This is a genomic window from Anaerotignum sp., assembly GCF_031981185.1.
Classification (GTDB): domain Bacteria; phylum Bacillota; class Clostridia; order Lachnospirales; family Anaerotignaceae; genus Chakrabartyella.
This window is the reverse complement of the sequence record NZ_DALYUL010000002.1, coordinates 125,895-130,936: the sequence shown is the minus strand read 5'-3', so window position 1 is coordinate 130,936 and position 5,042 is coordinate 125,895. Positions and strand designations below refer to the sequence as shown.

The window sequence follows — 5,042 nt, the reverse complement described above, 5'->3', positions numbered from 1 at the left end:
AAGGGAAGTGTTTACGAAACCACTAGGGTAATTGAGTATGGGGGCGGAGCCGTAGATTCTGTGATTGCCGAAGAGTTGGATGTGGATATACATATTGCTTCTTCTTATAAAATGAAAAACTACAATGATGTGCAAGAAGCAGAGGCTTGCAAAGAGCTTTATGGAAAGATGATTGTTGAATTATTCCGTTCCATAAACTTCTATAATTATAATAATCCCAACAGCGAATTAAAGGACGTTTATTTTTGTGGAGGATTGGCAAAAGTTACGTCGCTGATGGAAATGATTCGCTCAACATTGGAAGTGCGCTGTCATAGTATTGCTAAATTAATGCCCGAAAATGGGCAGGACGAAAACTTGGAATTAATTTGTGGAGCAATTGGAGCGACTTTGCAATAGGGGGTGAGCTGTTTGGGGATATTGGATAAAAAAATTGGAGTGAAATACCCGACCAAAACAAATATTAACTTTGCGGTTCGGGAAGCAAAAAGTGTAGATAGAAAGTCAATACTGCCCATAGGAATTTTTGTACTTATCTGTTTTTTGGGCTTTTTAAAATTAGGCGTTTTGGATTTGCGACATTCAGTGAATCAGGCTGAGACAAGTGCACAGCAGGCCCAAGAGCAATTGAATCAAATGAAAGAAGCAAATTCTGTTTATGAGGATGTTTTGAAGAAATATAACGAAAGTGTGTCTTTAAGCATCACCTCACCAGTGATTGCAACGTTGTCTCAAAGGCTTGAAATTGTGAATCAGTATTTGATTTCCAAAGCCAAGGTTGAATCCTTTAATGTTATGGATGATATTATAACTGTCAGAATTTCAGGGGTAACCTTAAATCAGGTTTCCGGAATTTATACAGACCTAATGACAAATAGTTTTGTTTCCAACGTACAAATTTATACTGCCAGCACTGATGGTGAAAGCGGCTCCCTCACCACTGCTACAATGACCATTATCCTTGCTGTGGATGAAATCAAGGTGGATTCCAATGAGGAAGGAGGCGAGGGGCAATGATATTTAAGTCTTTTACAAAGCGTGAGAAAGTATTGTTGGTGGTTTTGGTTTTGATACTATTTTCCGCGTTATATTACTTTACGGTGGCCCTTCCTTCTATCAATCGTATCTCCGCCGCAAATGAAAAAGCGGCTTCGGTGCAGGACGATATTATGCTGGAAATGGCAAAGATGAAGAAAATTAAAGAGATGCGGGAAAAAATCGAGGCCGCATCTTCCTCCGACGGATTTAAGACAGTGATACCCAATTATAATAACTTGGAGAATGTAATGCGGCAAATGGATGCTTTTCTAAGCAGTTCAACAGATTATAAGCTGTCCTTCTCACCAACAACAGAGGAGAATGGCTTGCTGTATAGACCTATAGATGTGGAGTTTGACTGTGGAAACTATTCTGCTGCTAGAGAGATTATTGACAAAATATATACCAGTCCGTTTAAATGTGTGATAGATAATATCAGTGTTGATAACCTTGAATATCAAGATGCTGATATTGTGAATCATCCTGTTAAGGTTACCATGACGGTAATTTTTATTGAAAAGAAGGCTAAGTAAAATAAAGTTGGAAAAAAGTACAAAGAAGATTCTAAAAAGCAGGCATTTATGCCTGCTTTTTTTATTTCTAATTGTTTTTGGGGTTACATCTTATCCTATTTATGAAAAAGGCAGGAAAATGCTGATTCAGTTATTTTACATAAAAAGGAAATAAGTTGCTGCGAGGGAAGGTTTTGAAAAAAGAACTCTAAAAATTAAAATTATTAATTCATATGGCATATTGACATTCCAGTGATTGTATGGGCTATAACTAAAATATGAGAACAAAAAGGGAAGGATTGAAGCAACTTTTTTGGAAGGAAAGCATATGAGCCAAAATGCATCATGCAATGTTTCTATTGACAATCAAGGAAGAGAGGATGAAAAGAATGGATTTTTCATTAACGAGAGAACAAGAAATGTTGAAAAAGCTTGCACGCCAATTTGCGGAAACGGAATTGGAGCCCGTTGCAGAAGAAATTGATCGTGAACATGTTTTCCCTGCCGAGAATTTTAAAAAGATGGCAGAAATCGGACTGACTGGAATCGGTATTCCTAAGGAATTTGGTGGTTCTGGCGGTGGCACATTGGAAAAGGTTATTGCAGTTTCGGAATTTGGAAAAAAGTGTATGGCGTCTGCTTCCATCTTATCTATTCATTTGATAGCACCTCAATCTATCTATAAATATGGTACAAAGGAACAAAAGGAAGCATATCTTCCTCGATTGACAAAAGGAGGAGAGCTTGGTGCATTTGCTCTGACGGAGCCTAATGCCGGTTCTGATGCAGGTGCGGTAAAAACAACAGCCATTCTTGATCCTCAGACAAATGAGTATGTTTTAAATGGAACAAAATGCTTTATTTCCGGTGGAGGAAGAGCAGGTGTGCTTGTTATATTTGCGCTGACAGAGCCCAAAAAAGGATTAAAAGGAATGTCTGCAATCATCGTAGAAAAGGGAACGCCTGGCTTTAGCATTGGCAAAGTTGAATCCAAAATGGGTATTGCAGGGTCAGAAACGGCGGAGCTCATTTTTGAAGATTGCCGTGTACCAGCCGCAAATCTTCTTGGCAAGGAGGGCAAAGGTTTTAAAATTGCCATGGAGGCTTTGGATGGAGCTAGAATCGGCGTTGGCGCTCAGGCAATTGGGATTGCAGAGGGAGCCATTGATTTATCCGTGAAATATGTTCATGAGCGCATTCAGTTTGGAAAGCCCATTGCCAATTTGCAAGGGCTTCAGTGGTATATTGCGGATATGGCAACAAAAACAGCTGCTGCAAGGGCGTTGGTTGAATTTGCGGCATATCTAGAGGATGCCGGTAAGCCTTTTACTAAGGAATCGGCTATGTGTAAATTAAATGCTTCGGAAAATGCACGCTTTGTTACCAACTTAGCATTGCAGATTCATGGTGGATATGGCTATATGAAAGATTATCCGTTAGAGCGTATGTATCGAGATGCAAAAATTACGGAGATCTATGAAGGCACTTCGGAAATACATAAGGTTGTAATCGCCAGAGAGGTAATGAAAAGATAGGGAGGAGTATAAACCATGAGAATTTATGTTTGTGTAAAACAAGTTCCGGATACATCGGGAAAGGTTGCTGTAAACCCCGATGGCACCTTAAACAGAGCATCAATGGCGGCAATTATCAATCCCGATGACATGAGTGCCATTGAGCAAGCCTTAAAGCTGAAGGACGAAACAGGTTGTCAAGTTACAGCGGTCACCATGGGTCCCCCACCTGCGGAGGGAATGTTGCGGGAAATTATTGCAATGGGTGCTGATGATGGCGTTTTAATTTCTGCCAGAGAATTTGGTGGTTCCGATACCTTTGCCACCTCTCAAATAATATCGGCGGCGATACATAAATTAGGGCTATCCACTGAGGATATGATTTTTTGTGGCAGACAGGCAATAGATGGAGATACGGCACAGGTTGGCCCTCAAATTGCAGAGAAATTGAGTATTCCTCAGGTGACCTATGGAGCAGGGATTAAAAAAAGCGGAGATTTGGTTTTGGTAAAGCGTATGCTGGAAGATGGCTATATGATGATTGAGGTGGAAACGCCCTGCTTGATTACCTGCATGAAAGATAAGGCTGTGAAACCACGCTATATGACATTAAACGGAATTATGGAGTGCTACAGCAAGCCTCTTTTGGTAGTGGATTTTGAAGCCCTTAAGGACGAACCCCTAATCGAATTGGATACTATCGGTCTGAAAGGCTCTCCTACAAATATATTTAAATCCTTTACACCTCCGCAAAAAGGTGTAGGCGTGATGCTTCAAGGAACGGACAAAGAAAAAGTAGATGATTTGGTGGACAGATTAATGAAGAAGCATGTCATTTAACCGAAGGGAGATGGGCTGAGTATGGCTTTTAACAGTGCTGATATAAATTCGTTTCGAGATATTTGGGTATTTTGCGAACAGAGAGAAGGAAAGCTTGTAAATACAGATTTTGAACTGATTTCGGAAGGCAGAAAGCTGGCTGACGAGCGGGGCTCAAAATTGGTAGGCATTTTACTGGGACATGAAGTAAGTGAGATTGCAAAAGAACTGGGTGGATATGGCGCGGATAAAGTGATTGTTTGCGATCATCCTGAATTGAAATTTTATACCACAGATGCTTATGCCAAGGTGCTTTGTGATGTGGTTATGGAGGAAAAACCTGAGGTTATTTTGATTGGTGCAACAAATATTGGCCGTGACTTGGGTCCCAGATGTGCGGCCCGCCTACATACGGGTTTAACGGCAGATTGTACCCATTTGGATATTGATATGAACAAATATGTAGAGTTTCTTTCTACCTCATCCACATTGGATATATCTTCTATGACCTTTCCCATGGAGGATAAAAAGCGGAATTTAGCCAAGAGCTGGCGGAGGCTTGTCAGGTTGTTACACGCCATGTAACTTTAACAGTTGAGGACTTGAAGTCAAAAGTAATTAATATTGTAAAAGAAACCAAAAAAATTGTTGATTTAATTGGTGCCGAAATTATTGTTTCTGTTGGACGTGGAATCAGCAAGGATGTTCAAGGGGGAATTGCCCTGGCAGAAAAGCTGGCGGATGCTTTTGGAAATGGTGTTGTTGGCGGCTCTCGTGCGGTAATAGATTCCGGTTGGCTTCCTGCGGATCATCAGGTTGGGCAGACGGGAAAAACCGTACATCCTAAGGTATATGTTGCCCTTGGTATTTCCGGTGCCATTCAGCATAAGGCAGGTATGCAAGATTCAGAATTGATCATTGCGGTGAATAAAGACGAAACTGCGCCCATTTTTGATTGTGCCGATTATGGCATTACAGGAGATTTATTTAAAATTGTACCAATGATGATTGAAGCAATCAAGGAAGGTAAAAATGCTTAGATTATAAATCATAAGTTTTCAATTGATCGGGGAGGAATCGTATGAAAAAAGCGCTGGAAGGTTTAAAGGTCGTGGACCTTACATCAGCATTAAATGGACCTTTTTGTACCATGATTTTA

The 5,042-nt window shown here is 40.4% G+C and carries 7 protein-coding genes; all 7 read left to right on the top strand.

Going from position 1 to position 5,042, the window contains the following annotated elements; genetic code table 11:
• Nucleotides 1-399 (top strand): pilus assembly protein PilM (locus RTK36_RS01645; protein WP_312043647.1); only part of this gene is annotated, 399 nt, incomplete at its 5' end.
• Between the two features lie 12 nt (nt 400-411).
• A complete protein-coding gene (locus RTK36_RS01640) occupies nt 412-1,017 on the top strand; it encodes a hypothetical protein (RefSeq protein WP_312043646.1) in 606 nt (201 codons plus the stop codon).
• Nucleotides 1,014-1,571, top strand: coding sequence for a type II secretion system protein GspM (gspM, locus tag RTK36_RS01635; protein WP_312043643.1), 558 nt, complete (start codon nt 1,014-1,016; stop codon nt 1,569-1,571). The genes RTK36_RS01640 and gspM overlap by 4 nt, the downstream gene beginning before the upstream one ends.
• A gap of 368 nt (nt 1,572-1,939) precedes the next feature.
• Nucleotides 1,940-3,085 (top strand): acryloyl-CoA reductase, encoded by a 1,146-nt coding sequence (acrC, locus tag RTK36_RS01630; protein WP_312043641.1) that lies wholly within the window; start codon nt 1,940-1,942, stop codon nt 3,083-3,085.
• Between the two features lie 15 nt (nt 3,086-3,100).
• Nucleotides 3,101-3,904 carry an acryloyl-CoA reductase electron transfer subunit gamma gene (acrB, locus tag RTK36_RS01625; RefSeq protein WP_312043639.1) on the top strand — a complete coding sequence of 268 codons (804 nt, stop codon included), beginning with the start codon at nt 3,101-3,103 and terminating at the stop codon, nt 3,902-3,904.
• Between the two features lie 21 nt (nt 3,905-3,925).
• Nucleotides 3,926-4,468: an electron transfer flavoprotein subunit alpha/FixB family protein gene (locus RTK36_RS16460; protein WP_331654908.1), complete on the top strand. Its 543-nt coding sequence runs from the start codon at nt 3,926-3,928 to the stop codon at nt 4,466-4,468.
• Between the two features lie 17 nt (nt 4,469-4,485).
• Nucleotides 4,486-4,923, top strand: coding sequence for an electron transfer flavoprotein subunit alpha/FixB family protein (locus tag RTK36_RS16455; protein WP_331654907.1), 438 nt, complete (start codon nt 4,486-4,488; stop codon nt 4,921-4,923).
• The last annotated feature ends 119 nt before the right edge of the window (nt 4,924-5,042 follow it).